The sequence below is a fragment of the Longitalea arenae genome (genome assembly GCF_016924755.1).
Lineage (GTDB): Bacteria > Bacteroidota > Bacteroidia > Chitinophagales > Chitinophagaceae > Niastella > Niastella arenae.
In genome coordinates, this window is the sequence record NZ_JAFFJX010000008.1 from 157459 (window position 1) to 174692 (window position 17234).

Genomic DNA, 17234 nt, shown 5'->3' on the forward strand with positions numbered 1-17234 from the left:
CCAGTATAAGCAGACTTTAGACGTACACACCAAATCCATCGTATGAGTGTTTTAGAAAACATTACAGGTAAGTTCAAACATTTTGGTCCCACCACGTGGAGTATAAAAAACAAAACCTCCATATATCTCGTCATGCTCATTGTGAGCTTGATGGGGGTGTTCCAGTTTGTGACCTTACCTAAAGAACAGTTCCCCGATATCGTGATCCCTACCATATATGTACAAACCATTTATGTAGGTAACTCACCCCGCGATATGGAAAACCTGGTTACCCGCCCTATTGAGAAACAGATCAAGGGTATTACGGGCGCCAAGATCAATAAGACCACCAGTACTTCGGTACAGGACTACTCGGCCATTATGGTTGAGTTCAGCACCGATGTAAAAACGGATGTGGCTTTACAAAAAGTGAAAGATGCGGTAGATAAGGCGAAACCCGACCTGCCTACCGATCTTACAGAAGAACCTTCTGTAATGGAAGTAAGCTTTTCTGAACAGCCGATCATGTATGTGAACCTGTATGGCGACTATGACCTGCCCCGCCTGAAGGAATATGCTGATGATCTGCAAGACAGGCTCGAAGAATTATCTCAACTGAACCGCGTTGACCTGGTGGGCGCCCCTGAGCGTGAGTTCCAGATAAACGTGGATAATTACAAAATGCGTAGCGCAGGTGTCACTTTTGATGACATCAACGGGGCTGTTGCCCGGGAGAACCTCGATATCTCCGGTGGCCTGCTCGACGTAGGGAATACAAAACGTACCCTGCAGTTAAAAGGCCAGTTCAAAACCGCTTTCGACATACAGCAGGTAGTGGTACGTAATTCAGGCGGCGCACCGATCTACCTGAAAGATATTGCTGAAATAAAAGACACCATCAAGGAAAGAGAGAGTTACGCCCGCCTCAATGGCAAGAATGTAATTACGCTGAATATCATCAAACGCGCTGGTGAGAACCTGATTGAGACTTCAGATGCCGTGAAGAAAGTGGTGGAGGAAATGCGGGCCGCCCAGTTTCCGAAAGACCTGCAGGTATCGGTAACCGGTGATCAGAGTAAAGCATCGCGTACTTCCTTTAACGACCTGGTGAATACCATCGTTATCGGTTTCGTACTGGTGTTGATCATCCTGATGTTCTTCATGGGCGTAACCAACGCCTTCTTTGTGGCGCTGTCGGTACCATTGAGTATGTTCGTAGCCTTTATCTTCTTACCGGCTGCAGACCTTATTGTTGGTACACACGTTACATTGAACTTCATCGTACTCTTCGCCCTCTTATTCGGTTTGGGTATCATTGTAGACGATGCCATTGTGGTTATAGAAAACACCCACCGCATATTTGTACAAAGCAATGGGCAACTCACCAGTGAACGATCGGCCATGATGGCGGCAGGCGAGGTATTCATCCCGGTACTGGCCGGTACCTTAACCACGCTGGCGCCTTTTGTGCCCTTGTTGTTCTGGCCGGGTATTATCGGTAAGTTCATGATCTATCTGCCTACGATGCTCATCTTTACGTTAACCGCATCCCTGATCGTGGCGTTCATTATGAATCCCGTATTTGCGGTTGACTTCATGAACCATCCGGAAGGAGATGCAAAACAACCCAAATCGGCCATCTTCCGCAAACCTTCATTGTGGGTAGCCTTAGGGGTAGGTATCCTGTTCGATCTGGCCGGATTTACCTTCCTGGGCAACTTTTTGATCTTCATTGTGCTGATGATCATCCTGAACAAGTATGTACTGGATGATATGATCCATGGATTTCAGAACCGCGCCCTGCCCTGGATCATGGGTCATTATGAAACTTCCTTACGCTGGGCACTGAAAGGCTGGAGGCCTGTGCACTTACTGCTGGCTACCTTCGCCCTGCTCATTCTTACCTTCATATTCTTTGGCGCCCGCAACGTTCCGGTGGTGTTCTTCCCCGGCGGCGACCCTAACCAGATCTATGTATACCTGAAACTACCTGTAGGTACCGATGTGGACTATACAGATTCGGTTACGCATACGCTGGAAGAAAAAGTATACCGGGTGCTGCACATGGAAAAAGACGGCAAAGGTGGTTATAAAGAAAACCCCATCGTAGAGAGTGTGATCAGCAACGTGGCCGTTGGCGCCAGTGATCCTAATAGTGGCGACAGAAGTACCAGACCTGAGCTGGGCCGTATACAGGTATCCTTTGTGGAATTTGAAAAGCGGCATGGCGTTGCTACCAAACCCATTCTCGATTCCATACGCCAGGCGATCAAAGGTATTCCCGGCGCCGAGATCTCGGTTGACCAGGAACAAAACGGTCCGCCTACCGAACCACCTGTTAATATTGAAGTAGCCAGTGAGGATTTCGATAACCTTATCAAAACAGCTGTAGCACTCAAGAATTACCTCGATTCAATCCAGGTGCCGGGGGTGGAAGAATTGAAAATGGATATCGATCTTACCAATCCTGAGGTGAGCTTTACCATAGATCGGGAACGTGCATTGATAGAAGGTGTTTCTACCCAGCAAATTGGTATGGAGATCAGGACCGCTGTATTCGGAAGGGAAGTATCGAAGATAAAGGATGGCGAAGATGAATACAAGATCCAGCTGCGTAACCTGGAAGGGCAGCGTAAGAACCTCTCTGACCTCCTGAACATGAATATATCTTTCCGTGATATGGCTACAGGCCAGGTTAAACATGTGCCCATCAGCTCCCTGGTGAAAGTAGATTATACCAGCACTCTCGGAAGTGTTAAACGGAAAAACCAGAAGCGGGTGATCACCGTACGGTCGAACGTATTGAGCGGTTACACGCCCACGGCAGTGAATGAAGTGATCGCCGGGCACATCAATAATTTTAAACAGAAGCCTGACGATGTTACCATCAAACAAACCGGTGAGGGCGAACAACAGGCCGAAACAGGCGCCTTCCTGGGTAAAGCCCTGGTAATTGCTTTGTTCTTCATCCTGTTGATCCTGGTAGTACAATTCAACTCCATCAGTAAACCGGTGATCATTTTGACTGAGATCATCTTCAGTGTGATCGGTGTATTGCTTGGTTTTGCCTTTACAGGTATGGAAGTGTCGGTGGTAATGACCGGTATCGGTATCGTAGGTCTGGCCGGTATCGTGGTTAAGAACGGTATCCTGGTGATTGAGTTCGCCGACGAGTTGAGGGCGCGTGGCATGAAAACAAGAGAAGCATTGGTGCAGGCTGGTAAAACCCGTATCATTCCGGTATTGTTGACTGCGTTGGCTGCCATCCTGGGTCTGATACCGCTGGCCGTTGGTTTGAACATCAACTTCGTTACCCTGTTCTCAGAATTGAATCCGCATATCTTCTTTGGCGGTGATAACGTGGTGTTCTGGAAACCATTATCATGGACCATCATCTTCGGTTTGGCCTTTGCCTTCTTTATGACGCTGCTGATTCTGCCTGCGATGTACCTGATCGCCGAGCGCCTGAGAAGACCTATGCGGAACATGTATGGCGGTAAATGGATCTCATTCGTGGGCATTCCACCATTGACCATCCTGTTTATTCCTTTGATGCTGATCACCATGTTCAGGCATAGATATAAAGTAAGCCGCAGAAGAAGAAAGCTGGCCGGTAAAAAGGAAAAAGTGAATGAAGCCTTTATCGGAAGCTGGTTCTAACACTGATGTGCTAATTTGCTAATGTGCTAATTAGCTGATTAAAATACAAAACAAAAGCGTCCTGTCTGTGCAGGACGCTTTTGTTATATGCTTTCTAAAGCGTATTTTAATCAGCACATCAGTACATCAGCACATCAGCAAATTGACTAAAATCCTTTCTTCATTTCCCCATCCACCCTTCTTCCATCGGTATTCAGTTCCACGATCTCATACCCCGATTTTTGCAAACCGGGAAGGATCCGTGCTTTATCGCCTACCAGCACCATATTCAATTTGTCGGGTTGAATATATTTTTTCGCCAACGCATCTATTTCCGGTTTCGTGATATTTTTAAGGATCTTGTTCTGCTGATCCACATAATTGGCCGGTAAATTAAATTGTAACATCCGTTGAATGAATAAGGCTTTCTGGGTGCCGGTCTCATACCGCAAAGCATCGCGCTGCCCGATGGCATTTTTCATAAATACCAGTTCTTCTTCCTTAATGCCTTCTGTGGCATATGCTTTCAGTTCTTTGATCACTTCTGCCAGCGCACTGTCGGTAGCATCGGCTTTAATACCAGCGCTAAAAGTAAAATCGCCGGTATATTCATCGCCATTGAAATTGGTGCGGGCACCGTAGGTCCAGCCTTTGTCTTCGCGCAAATTAATGTTCACCCGGCCATTGAAACCACCGCCCAGGGCGAAATTCATTAATCCGGTTTTATAGTATTCACCGGTAGCATCATATTTCAACCCGGTAACACGGCTTATCCTGAATTCTGTTTGCGCAGCTTTTGGAATGTCAACAAGGTAGATCCTTGATTTATCAACTTCCAAGGGTTTTGCCGGTACAACAGGCATGTCTATTTTTTTATCAGGCAGGTTGTTCAGAAAAGCGAGTTTGGGCAGGATCTCATTTTGTTTGATATCGCCTACCACTACCACTTTGGTGTTATTTGCTGTGAGGTAGTTATTGTAGTAGTCTTCAATATCTTTCAGGGTGATTTTCCTTATCGAACTTTCATTACCATATTCGTTCATGCCGAAGATATGGCCTGAACCATAGTTCACCACGGCAATAACGTCATCTGCTACAATGGCCGGACGGGTTTTTGATTGTTTCAAACTTTCCAGCGTTTGCTTTTGAATGCGGTTGAAAGCCGTTTCGGTGAACCTGGGATTGAAGATCCTTTCCTGTAGCAGGGCCAGCGTTTTATCGATATTTTTCTTAAGCGCTTCTACCGTAAAAACAATGGCGTCGCGGCTGCTGCTTACTTCTATGGAGCTGCCGAGTTTGTCGAGCTCAACAGCCATTTGTTCAGCCGTATAATTTTTCGTGTCTTCATTCATCATATCGGCAAAGAGACTGGCCAGTCCGATCTTCGCCGTGTCTTTCGCCTGAAGCAGATGTCCGCCGGGAATGGCAATGATAAGTGTTACTGTAGGCAGCTCATTATTTTCTGCCCCAATACATTTGATCTTACTGGGCAGGTCTTTACGCCAGAAGGCCGGTACTTTAACCACCGGGTTGGCGCCGTTGCCAGGGTGTTTGCTGCGATCGAAATTATCGGTGGCCTTCGCGTATTTCAAACCGGTGTAGCCGTAATCAGGTGCGGTGTAATTGGTTTTGTCAATCTCATAATTATCTGGCGCTGCGATCACTGTTTCCTGCCCCTTGGGTAACACACTTACAATAACAGCGTGTTTTCCTTTGATGTATTGATTGTACACGCGCATGACATCTTCTTTGGTAACGGCGCTGTTCATTTTCAGCAGGGTACCGATCATATTCGGATTGCCCGCCAGGGTTTGAAAGGCGGCCAGCTGGAACACTTTGCCCGATACGCTTTGCAGTCCGTTAATGTATTGTGCTTCTGTATAACCTTTGAACTTTTCGATGTCTTCATCGGTAACCCCCCGTTTTTCAAAACTGTCCAGGGAAGCGCGTACCAGTTTTTCCATGTCAGCGAGCGTTTTACCGGGCATCGGTATCACGCGCATGGTAAATTCACCGGCCAGTTCAAACAGCTGGCTGTACACATTTGCCTGTAATGCCTGTTGTGTTTTTACAAGTTGCTGGTACAGGATAGACGAATTGCCGCCGCCCAGCAATTGTGCCAGGCAGCTAAGGGCAGCCATGTCTTTATGATAGTTGGGCACCGTGGGAAATACAATATTCAATAGCGGTAACCTGATATAGTTATCTGTATAAGAAACATAGCGGTCTTTCTCCAGCACAACCGGGGAAACAATTGCTTTTTCAACGGCAGGTCCTTTTGGTATAGAACCGAAATATTTTTCCACCAGCTTTACTACTTCTGCAGTTTTTACATCACCACCAACGGTTACCGTAGCGTTGTTGGGACCATACCAGCGTAAAAAGAAATTTTTCAGATCATTCACATCTACGCGGTTCAGGTCTTCGATATAGCCGATGGTCAACCACGAGTATGGGTGTCCGTAGGGGTACAGGTTCCTGGCGGCCACCTCGGCCATTAAACCATAGGGGCGGTTATCGTAGTTCTGTCCCCGCTCATTTTTTACGGTCGCCCTTTGGATTTCGAATTTTTGCTGCGTAACCGCATCCAACAGAAAGCCCATACGGTCAGCTTCGAGCCAAAGCATTTTTTCCAGCTGGTTAGAAGGAACCGTTTCGTAATAATTGGTACGGTCGCGATTGGTAGAACCATTCAGCGTACCGCCGGCATCGGTGACCATTTTAAAATGTTCTTCATCCTTTACATGATCGCTGCCCTGGAACATCATATGTTCAAAGAAGTGGGCAAAACCCGATTTCCCGATCTGTTCCCGCGCCGAACCAACATGGTAAGTAACGTCTACCTGTACAATAGGATCGCTGTGATCCTCATGTACGATCAGCGTAAGGCCGTTTGGTAAAACATATTTTTCGTAGGGAATAACGAGCTCATGTCCCTGGCGGTTGATCTTTTCAACCAGCTTTGCCTGTGCAGCGGCCTGCTGATAAAACGATAGAATAATAACCAGTAGCAATATGGCCCTTTTCATATATGTAATTTTTGTTAAGTAAATTACAAGGTAAAGGAATTATCATGCGGGTTCCAAACCATTTATCAAAAGGATGGGGCGGGAGGTATAGACCTCAAAAAAATAATCACCCGCATGAAACGAATAGCATTAATTTGCGACTAACCTAAACGGCACGGGATAACAACTGAAAACTGATTAATAAAACTTTAAACAGATTTACATGCGTACAAATCACGAAATAGACTATAAGATCTACGGAGAAGAGATGCAATATGTCGAAGTGGAACTTGATCCGGGTGAAACGGCTATAGCAGAAAGCGGCTCCTTCATGATGATGGATGATGGCATTCAAATGGAAACCATTTTCGGCGACGGCGCCCGGCCGCAAACGGGGTTTTTCGGTAAACTGATGTCGGCCGGTAAGCGCATATTAACGGGGGAAAGTTTATTTATGACTGCTTTCTCCAATGTAGGTCAGGGCAAAAAGCGGGTTAGCTTTGCTTCTCCCTATCCCGGTAAGATCATTCCGCTGGACCTGATGGATATGGGCGGCAAATTGATCTGCCAGAAAGATGCTTTCCTTTGTGCTGCCAAAGGAGTAAGTGTGGGTATTGAGTTTCAACGGAAACTGGGCACCGGTTTGTTTGGCGGTGAAGGTTTTATTATGCAAAAACTGGAGGGTGATGGTATGGCCTTTGTGCATGCGGGTGGACATGTATTTGAAAGAATACTGCAGCCCGGCGAATTACTGCGCGTTGATACCGGTTGCATTGTTGCATATACCCAAACTATTGATTACGATATTCAATTTGTAGGCGGCATTAAGAATACACTGTTTGGTGGTGAAGGCCTGTTCTTCGCTACTTTGCGCGGTCCGGGTAAAGTATGGATCCAAACCCTGCCTATCAGCCGCCTGGCTGGCCGTATTTTGCAATATGGTGGTCCTGGTGGTCGTAAAGAGGAAGGCAGCATTTTGGGTGGATTAGGCAATGTGCTCGATGGCGATGGATGGTAGGAGCAATGTGCTAATTGATAATGTGCTATTGAATACAGCATAAAAAAAGGGCGTTCCGGTTCAATGGAACGCCCTTTTACTATTGTAAGTTGTGCTTACTTTCTGTCACCGGCGAGTTTGGCCAGTAAACGCAGGATCTCCAGGTACAGCCATACGATGGTTACCAGCAGGCCAAAGGCACAATACCATTCCATGTATTTGGGAGCTCCCATATTCGCGCCATTCTCGATCATATCGAAATCCAGTATCAGGTTCATGGCAGCCAAACCAACGACTACCAGAGAGAAAATGATACCGAATGTGCTGCCTTCGTGCAGGAAGGGGATATCAATATTGGCAAAATGCAAACCGATCGAGATCAGGTAGAAAACAGCAATACCCAGGGTAGCTGTGATCACTATTTTCTTGAAGACCGGCGTAGCCTTGATAACATTGAATTTGTATAACAGGAACATGGCGATCACCACTCCGAAGGTGAGGGCAACAGCCTGTGTTATGATATTGGGCGCGATCTTTTCAAAAGCATAGTTGTAGTAAGCTGAAATAGCGCCTACAGCAAAACCTTTCACCAATGCGTATAAAGGTCCCAGGTATGCCGCCCACTGCATTTTAAAAGCCATTACGAGGGCGATACCAATTGCACCGAATACAGATACCCACATATAGGTGGTTACATCAACACCTGAATAAACCATTTTCCACGCGAGTCCGGCGGTTGCCATAGTAAGCAGGAAGAGGACACCGAATTTGTTCAATGTTCCTTTAACTGTCATTGCCCCGTCGTAGGACACTGAAATGCTTTTCGAAAAGGTCTTTTCGTTTAAAGCAGGATTACCGGATTTAAATAGAGCCATAGTTATAAGGGTTTTATAATTATAATTCCTGGTTATAGATAGTAATTCCTGGTCACAATTTAATTACCGGTTACAAGTTGGCGGTCACTGGTTACCTGTTACCGGTGCCTGAACCTTGGTAAAGGTCAAGCTTATCCGTCAGCACATTAGCATATCATCAAATCAGCCCATTATTGTTCCTTCTTCCCCCTGTCTTCCCGGTTTTCCCGATGCTCCCGGTTTTGTTGCTGGTTCCTCGGGGGATTCGGTTTGCGATCGCCGCCGCCACCTTTCTTATCGTTTTGCCGGTTATCGCGGCGGTGTTGCTGTTGTTGCTGCTGCGGGCGATGTTGCTCCTTTTGGTGTTGCTGCTGACGAGACTGGTCTTTTTGCTGATGATGGGAGTGCCTTTTTTTCTTTTCGGCCCTTTCCAAACTGCGTAAGCTGATCTGGCCAACCACATCCACAAATTCGGGTTCAACCTCTTTGGGCTTCTGGGTGGTTACATCAACTGCTTCCAGTTCATCAGGCACTTTGCCCTGCTCGTTCATTTGTTTTATTTTCCTTACCCGTTCAATGGTCAGCGGATACTGTTTGCTGCTGTCGGGCAGGGAATACCACATGAGATTTTTGAAAATATCTTTTTTTATCAGGATGGCCGTGCCTTTTTGCACCTGTAAGGTGTCTGCATTATCCGGAAAATGCTGTAAGGCATCCAGATAAATATCCAGCTCGTAGTTGAGGCAGCATTTTAACCGGCCGCACTGGCCACTCAGTTTGCTTTGGTTGATCGACAGGTTCTGATAACGAGCAGCGGTGGTGTTTACCGATTTGAAATCCGTTAACCAGGTGCTGCAGCACAGCTCGCGGCCGCAACTGCCGATACCACCCACTTTGGCGGCTTCCTGGCGGGCGCCTATCTGGCGCATTTCCACCTTTACCCTGAATTCCTTAGCATACACCTTTATGAGTTCGCGAAAATCTACCCGGTCGTCGGCGATATAAAAGAAAGTGGCCTTGCGCCCATCGGCCTGGATCTCTACCTCGGTGAGCTTCATCTCCAGGTTCAGCTGGCGGGCAATGGCCCTTGCCCTGATCAGGGCTTCTTTCTCGCGTTCCTTGTTCTGTTGCCAGATCTCAATGTCTTTATCAGTTGCGCGGCGTAAGACCTTTTTAATATCAGGGTCTGTTTCGTCGGCATTTCTTTTCTTCATTTGCAGGCGAACTATTTCACCGGTGAGGTTTATAGTGCCAACATCGAAACCACTTACGCCTTCTACCGCAACGAGGTCTCCTTTTTCGAATAAATGAACAGTGGTATTCCGGTAAAAGTCTTTGCGACTTCCGTTATTGAAAGTTATCTCAACGATCTTGCAGCTGCCTGAAGGATCGCTGAAAGGCAGGTTACTCAGCCAATCGTGCACATTCATTCTGTTGCAACTGCCCGTGCTGCATCCGCCATTGCTTTTACAACCGGCAACCTTACCAACTGTTCCGCATGAACTACATCCCATTCTCTATTTAGGATTAACGTTTTACAATAATTTATTTTGGGTCGGCCGGAAAACGCATGCAGAAAATAAAGGCAGGGTATTATTCATCCGGAAGAACCGGGTTGCGCCAGTATTCGCAAACTTAACTGTTACATAATTTGTAACATATTGAATAAGACGCATTTATGGATAATATAGCGAAATAGATAACCTTTTATATATAGCAATCCTGCTCGCATTGCAACCCCTGACACACAATTTTTCTGCTCCTGCTTTACAGGCCGATTTACAAATATAAGTTATTAACGGCAAAAGGGCTTTTATATGATAAGCCTGCATAGAACGCTGAAGACGGAGCACCGGTTTGCTAAATAATGTTAGCAACCTGCTTGCCGGCAATGATGTGATATAATTTAATGGTGAGGGCGTGGAACAGCATCTTGGCATTGGCGTTCCTTTCGATATAATAGGAGGCTTTATCAAGTTCTTCAATAATGGCCTGCTGCTGATCGAAGGCGGCGATCTTGTTCAGGCGGCCGGCAAAATCCTTTTCCTTATCGGGCAAGTGCAGGTTTTCGGCGCCCATGGCCTGCAGCCTGATGGCCTGCTCTAACAAGTGGGTAAAATAGCGGAGGAACTGTTTTTGCTTTTCCCGGCCCAGCTTGCTCACTTCGTCGATCCATTTTACCTGGGAAATGGGGCCGTTTTTGACAATAGCGTTCAGCCATTCGCGCAGCAGCGATTGCCAGTCCTCATCGGCATGTTGCATTAATTGCAGCGCCTCGCGATAATTGCCTTCGGCGATCAGCGCGATCTGGCTCGCGGGTTCTGCAGCCATTTTGCCTTTGTTTACCAGGGCGTTGGCAACATCCTGGTGGGTCAGGGCCGGAATTTTCACCAGTTGGGTTCTCGATAAAATCGTCTGCAGGATCAGCGACTCATTTTCGGCGACTAAGATAAATAAGGTATTTGGGGGTGGTTCTTCAATAAGCTTCAATAACTTATTTCCTTCATTGCCCAGGTATTCGGGCATCCACATCACCAGGATCTTAAAACCGCTTTCAAAGCTTTTAAGTGAGAGTTTGCGGATGATGTCGTTACACTCATAGGCGGTAATATTACCCTGTTTGTTCTCGGCGCCAATAAATTGCAGCCAGTCGTAGGAGTTTCCGTAGGGGAATTTAGCTATGAATTCGCGCCATTCGCTGATATAGTCGGAGCTCAGGGGTTTATCGCCCGATTTGCGGGGGATCACCGGATAGGAAAAATGAATATCCGGGTGCATGAGCTGCAGCATCTTCTGGCAGGAGGGGCATTCGCCGCAGGAATCCAGCAAATGGTTAGTAGCAAGTGGAGCGGAAGAACCTGACGCTGGGGCTTCCTCACCAAAAAGCGAAGGTCCGGAAGCTGTTATGGGGGCAGCTTTCTGGTTCACTTTTTCACAAACAATGTATTGGGCAAATGCGATGGCCAGGGGCAGGGCGCCGCTGCCTTCTTTTCCTAAAAACAAAAGGGCATGGCTAATGCGGTCTTGCTGCACCATATTGGCAAGATGCAGTTTTACATCGGCCTGGCCTATGACATCTTTAAATAACATGCGGGGCGAAGTTAAGCGGAAAACGCGAATCGGGAAACGCCAAACGCGGAACGCGGAACGCTGAAAGTCGGATGCAAGACGCTCAATACGGAAGGCTTAAAGCCAAAGGGGAAGCACGAAGCGGTGTATGCGGGGTGCAAGACGCTCAATGCCGAAGGCTGAAGGGCAAAACGGGATCTGTGAAACGCTGAAAGTCGGATGCAAGAGGCTCAATACTGAACGCTGAAAGCCAAAGGGGAAACACGAAGCGGTGAATTCGGGGTGCAAGACGCTCAATGCCGAAGGCTGAAGGGCAAAACGGATCTGTTAAACGCTGAAGGCGGACGCGAAACGTTACACGCAAAACGTCAATGCTACTGCCGCTTTGCGCCTTCAGCTTTTCGCCTTGCGCCACCCTTGCGTGCCTTCTGCCTGTTCCCTTGCGCCTTTGCCTTCTGCCTAAAAAAAGAAGCCCTGACGCTATGGTCAGGGCCCAAATACTTTTAACAGGCTAAACTCTTTTGGGATTACGTAGGAATAGGATCTACTGTAAAGAGGTTCACCAGGAAAAGTGGATGGATCTGGCTTTTCAATGGATAGGACTGGATTGATCCTATGGTCTTTCACCAGGATATCTTTTTTTCACAGGAACCTTGGATAAAGTTTTTCGAGGACTTGGATAGTTTTTCTTCGGATGCCGGATGTTTAAAACTGATATTGGATTGAAGACTCAAAAATGCCGATATATTACCGCAACTTTAACTTTATTCGTTCAAATGACAGTTAAAATCGATATTGCGCCGGTTTATACGGATGAAGATATGAGTGGAAACTATTATGGGAGCTTCTAAGCGCGCATTTTCATATGACTATTCACTAAAATGCGCAAAAAACCGCAAACCAATGTAATCTGAAATGGAAGTCACCAATACAATAAACATGGCCCGGATCACCTGCCATGGAATGGAAGCTGGGCCGGGCCACGTGGAAGTATTTTTTACTATACGCTGTTTACAATGAGTATCGCTAATTGAGATATTTGGTCACTTCTTCGCTGGTAACCTTGGTTTTGTTATGGATCACTGTAACCAGCTTGCCTTTTTCATCTAATAAGAATTTAGTGAAATTCCATTTAATGGGATCTTTAATGCCTTTCTTTTCTGCTTCCGCCACCAGGTATTTGAACAGGGGGTGAATATCGTCGCCCTTCACAGAAACCTTTTCAGCCATTGGAAAGGTCACGCCATAATTCTTTTTGCAGAATTCCTGGATCTCTTCGCGGGAACCCGGTTCCTGTCCGCCGAAATTATTGGCCGGAAAACCAACGATCACTAGTTTGTCTTTATACTGCTTATATAGTTGCTCCAGGTCGGCGTATTGAGGGGTATTGCCGCATTTGGAAGCCGTATTCACGATCATGATCTTTTTTCCTTTGTACTTCTTGAAGTCGATAGTACCCGCGCCATCGAGTGCCGGAACCTTAAAATCGTAAATGGAAGGCGCTGCAAGGAATAAAAGCGAGGCGAGCAATAAGCGTATCATATTGAATTAATTTAGTGTATGGTGACTGCTATTTGTACTATACAAAGATGATACTAAATTGGTTGCCTTGATGCAAAATAATGGTTAACGCCGCACAACGTGGCCATTGGCCGGGGTTATTGTTTTTCATAACATCCCAGATCAGGCAAACCAACCGGTCTTGAGCGCCCATCGAGGTCAATGGTAACCCCGGCATTGGTACCGCTGTTGATAGCCGGCGACTCATCGCGCAACCGGAAATTGTATATTCTCGATTGTGTGTTAATGCTATCGAAGAGGGGCGACTGGTTGGCAATGATATTACTGGCATTTACAAAAGCCGGATTGTTCTTCACCTTCCATAAGCAATTTTGGAAATTGACATTGAATGGTGTGTTGCCTTGTTTGTCGGTCACTACCTCATCTTCAGCAGTTCCGTTCTCTCCCCAGAAAATGCAATTCCGGAAACTAGCATTTAAACTCCAGGTGTTTATGCTATTTCCTTCCTTTAAGTAATTGGTCATTATCAACACGGGGTCTTTGTGCAGAATGTAGGAGTTGGAGTAGGACGCAGCGGTGCATTGTGAAAAATCGTAAGTGCCGCCATAACCGAGCAGAATATTTTTGCCGCAATTGCTAATTAAACAATTTCTCGCTTTGATGGCTGATCGTAAACCCAGGATGCCCGCATCGTAACAATTATCTATAATGCATTCGCTGAGCGATACTTTAGGATTGCTGTTTACAGACAGGCCGGCGGCTACTATTCCCTGGTAGGCGTTTTGAATGCTTGCGTATTGCAGGCTATTGTCTTTACTGCTTTCGTTAAAATAGATGCCGGGCCAGCTGCCAGGGAAGTTACGGTAAGGGTCATCGAGCCTGTCTCCTTTGAATACGACACGGGTGCTGTCGTATTGTTCGCCCATCACCTTTAATGTGCCATCGACGATGATCGGGGTATTGGCATGCAGGTAAATCCGGCAGCCTTTTTCGATAGTAAGGGTAGCGTTCTTATCGATCAGCAGATAATCGCCGGTAAGCACATAAGGGATGATGTTCGTCCAGGTAACATTGCCCGTAATGACCCGGTTGCGCATGAAATTGGCGTTTTGTCCCCAGGCATCCAGCTGTACCCAATGTTCATTTCCGTTATATTCTATGAGGATGCTGTCCTGTATGACAAAGGGAAGTTCTGCCACGGTGGGATCGATCTTTACCGTAACAAAAACATAAATGCTGTCATTGGCATCCATTTCAATATCGGTCACTTCGGGGCCCTTGGTTCCATCCACATTAATGTTGAAAAACGATGCGTCGCCGCCCTGCAGCGATACTTTACTCAGTCGCAGCTTTTGATTATTGTCATTATAGATACGGAAAAATCTGGTTATTGAACCTGTAGTGGTGAACACTGTATCGAAATGCAGGCTATCGGTGCTGGTGAACAGCGATGCCGTGCTGCTGGTTATAAAAGTTTCCTTTTTACAGGAGATCAGCACACCGGTAAGCAGGATGGCAACAAATAGATATTTCATGTTCCTGTAAAAATACACGTTTTCGGATACACATAAAACCGGCGGCAAAAAAGGCAGTTTCAGTTTGCAGTTGGTAGTTGGCAATGAATTTCGCGCGGGCAAGTCCCATTTGCCACTCGCTACTTCCCACTGGCCCTTGCGCACTCGCCCCTGGCACTTGCACTTCCCACTGGCCTGTGCGCACACGCCACTTGCACTTCGCACTCCTCTGCGCACTCGCCATTCGCCACTTCCCACTCGACATTCTCTGTGTTCACTTTACGGTATAAGCCATCGTCATAATGCTTAGCCGCGTATTCGCAGCAGTTAACAGTTCCTGGCCGCAGGCCTCGAGGGTGGCGCCGGTGGTGATCACATCATCCACCAGTAAAATATGTTTGCCGGCTATGGCATCGGGTTGCTTCAGCTCAAATTTGCCCTGCATGTTCAGCCAGCGGTGGATCCGGTTCTTATTGGTTTGCGTGGTACTGGGCGATTGTCGGTGTATGACCGATTGAAGTACAGGAAGGGCCAGCACTTCGGCCATACCTTCGCATAAAACGGTTGCCTGGTTATAACCTCTTTTACGTTCGCGGGCTGCAAACAATGGCAAAGGCACCAGGGCTTCAATGTCGTTGAAGCGCGAGGTGTATAACAGGAGCTCGCCCATTTTGCGGCCAATAAAAAGTCCGAGCTCTTTATTGCCCTTGTATTTCAATGCATGAACAATATGCTGCAACAACGAATCTTTTGAGTAATACAGATAACTGGCGGCAGCGGCAACGGCCATGCGGCCCCAGAAGATCTTTTCCACCGGGTTGTTTGCATGCAGGTGAAACCCGGTGACCGGCAGCTTATTGATGCAATGCATGCATAAAACCTGCTGCCGGCTCATAATATCGCTTCCGCAACCAACGCAATGATGTGGTAAGAAAAGATGTAATAAAGGATGTAAAACATTTTTAAGCATAGCAGTTGTTTTTCTGCTACTGCCCAGAGCGCTTTCAATACCAATCGGGTATTAGAAAAGATACTGGTAAACTTCTTCCACCCGGCCCATCGGTATTACCTCAATGTTAGTCTTCGATTTGGCAATTGACTTTTGTCCATACCGCGATATAATGATCTTTTCAAAACCCAGCTTTTCGGCTTCTGCTATCCGTTGTTCAACCCGGTGAACGGCCCTTACTTCGCCGCTGAGACCAACTTCGCCGGCAAAACAAATATGAGGCGGCAAAGGAAGATCCTCGTAGGAACTCAGGAGAGCGCATAAAACGGCCAGATCGATCGAGGGGTCCTCCACCTTCAATCCGCCGGCAATGTTCAAAAAAACATCTTTTACGCCGAAATGAAAGCCTCCTTTCTTTTCCAATACGGCCAGCAGTAATTGCAATCGCCGCAGATCGAACCCTGATACCGTGCGTTGCGGCGTGCCATATACCGATTGAGTGACCAGCGCCTGTACTTCTATGAGGAGCGGACGCATGCCTTCAATGGTAGCTGCAATTGCAATGCCGCTTAACCGGTCTTCCTTTTGTGTCATCAGGATCTCGCTGGGGTTGTTCACACCGCGCATGCCAGCGCCGGTCATTTCATAAATGCCAAGCTCAGAAGTGCTGCCGAACCGGTTCTTGATGGTTCGTAAAATGCGATAGGCATAATGACGGTCGCCTTCAAACTGTAATACGGTATCAACCATATGCTCCAGTATTTTCGGACCGGCAATGCTGCCGTCTTTTGTAATATGACCGATCAGGAATACCGGTGTATTGGTTTCTTTCGCAAAACGCTGGAATTCGGCAGCCGATTCCCTGATCTGGGATATGCTTCCCGGTGACGAATCAATATATGGCGATTGAATGGTTTGAATAGAATCAACGATGACCAGATGCGGCTTTAATTTTTTGATCTCCTGGAAAATAGTCTGCGTCAATGTTTCTGTAAGCAGGTAAAAATTGTCGTTGCGGATATTCAAACGGTCGGCGCGCATTTTTATTTGCTGCTCGCTTTCTTCTCCGCTGATATATAATACAGTTTTATCCTGTAGTTGTAATCCGTTCTGTAAAAAAAGGGTCGACTTTCCAATACCAGGTTCGCCGGCGATCAATACTATGCTGCCCGGCACAATACCGCCGCCTAACACTCTGTTTAGTTCTGCATCTGATGTAGTGATGCGCACCTGCTCACTGCTGCTGATGGTATGTAATGCAATGGTGCGGATGGATCTCGATTCTTCGTGATAATCGTCCCACCCGTTTTCTTTTTTTAAGGAAGGTTTTGAAATTACTTCTTCAACAAACGTATTCCAGGTATTACATGAAGGACATTTTCCAAGCCATTTCGCGCTTTCATATCCGCAATTCGAACAAAAGAATGCTGTTTTAACTTTAGCCATGCGATAAAGTTAATAAAAAGTGAAGCGGTTATTAAAACAGTGCAATCAAAACACTTGTAGGTCCTGTTTGAATTGTTATGACCATGACCTCTCGCAATCTGATGTCCAAAACAGGTGATGTAAGAACTGCGTTTACGGTGGCTGATAGTTGATGATGGCAGCAGTGCAGCAAATAGTTTTTGAAGAGTTAGTATTTGCCAAAAAAAGCCGGTAAAATGAGATAAAAAGGGGCGCTTTTTTTACAAAGTAAAAAGGCCA

10 protein-coding genes are annotated in these 17234 nt (G+C 46.6%); 2 read left to right on the top strand and 8 right to left on the bottom strand.

Going from position 1 to position 17234, the window contains the following annotated elements; all coding sequences use genetic code 11:
- The first annotated feature begins 42 nt into the window (after positions 1 to 42).
- The gene (locus JT717_RS17090) at positions 43 to 3639 is read left to right on the top strand and encodes an efflux RND transporter permease subunit (RefSeq protein WP_205511720.1); all 3597 of its coding nucleotides are present in this window, start codon (positions 43 to 45) and stop codon (positions 3637 to 3639) included.
- A gap of 146 nt (positions 3640 to 3785) precedes the next feature.
- On the opposite strand, the gene JT717_RS17095 is transcribed toward JT717_RS17090, so the two are convergent.
- Positions 3786 to 6647 carry a M16 family metallopeptidase gene (locus tag JT717_RS17095; RefSeq protein ID WP_205511721.1) on the bottom strand — a complete coding sequence of 954 codons (2862 nt, stop codon included), beginning with the start codon at positions 6645 to 6647 and terminating at the stop codon, positions 3786 to 3788.
- Between the two features lie 202 nt (positions 6648 to 6849).
- On the opposite strand from JT717_RS17095, the gene JT717_RS17100 reads away from it, so the two are divergent.
- Complete coding sequence (locus JT717_RS17100; RefSeq protein ID WP_205511722.1) at positions 6850 to 7644, top strand: TIGR00266 family protein; 795 nt, start codon at positions 6850 to 6852, stop codon at positions 7642 to 7644.
- Positions 7645 to 7739: 95 nt separating this feature from the next.
- Here the strand turns inward: JT717_RS17100 and JT717_RS17105 are convergent, their stop codons facing one another.
- The 7 genes from JT717_RS17105 to radA form a co-directional block, all read right to left on the bottom strand.
- Complete coding sequence (locus tag JT717_RS17105) at positions 7740 to 8498, bottom strand: Bax inhibitor-1/YccA family protein (RefSeq protein WP_205511723.1); 759 nt, start codon at positions 8496 to 8498, stop codon at positions 7740 to 7742.
- 170 nt (positions 8499 to 8668) lie between these two features.
- Complete coding sequence (locus JT717_RS17110; protein ID WP_240348179.1) at positions 8669 to 9991, bottom strand: PSP1 domain-containing protein; 1323 nt, start codon at positions 9989 to 9991, stop codon at positions 8669 to 8671.
- A gap of 346 nt (positions 9992 to 10337) precedes the next feature.
- A complete protein-coding gene (locus JT717_RS17115) occupies positions 10338 to 11567 on the bottom strand; it encodes a DNA polymerase III subunit (RefSeq protein WP_205511724.1) in 1230 nt (409 codons plus the stop codon).
- 1005 nt (positions 11568 to 12572) lie between these two features.
- On the bottom strand, positions 12573 to 13088 hold the full coding sequence (locus tag JT717_RS17120) for a glutathione peroxidase (RefSeq protein ID WP_205511725.1): 516 nt from the start codon (positions 13086 to 13088) through the stop codon (positions 12573 to 12575).
- A gap of 116 nt (positions 13089 to 13204) precedes the next feature.
- Complete coding sequence (locus JT717_RS17125) at positions 13205 to 14602, bottom strand: choice-of-anchor Q domain-containing protein (RefSeq protein ID WP_205511726.1); 1398 nt, start codon at positions 14600 to 14602, stop codon at positions 13205 to 13207.
- A gap of 253 nt (positions 14603 to 14855) precedes the next feature.
- On the bottom strand, positions 14856 to 15551 hold the full coding sequence (locus JT717_RS17130) for a ComF family protein (RefSeq protein ID WP_205511727.1): 696 nt from the start codon (positions 15549 to 15551) through the stop codon (positions 14856 to 14858).
- A 51-nt stretch (positions 15552 to 15602) separates the two neighbouring features.
- Positions 15603 to 16976 carry a DNA repair protein RadA gene (gene radA / locus JT717_RS17135; RefSeq protein ID WP_205511728.1) on the bottom strand — a complete coding sequence of 458 codons (1374 nt, stop codon included), beginning with the start codon at positions 16974 to 16976 and terminating at the stop codon, positions 15603 to 15605.
- Positions 16977 to 17234: the final 258 nt, after the last annotated feature.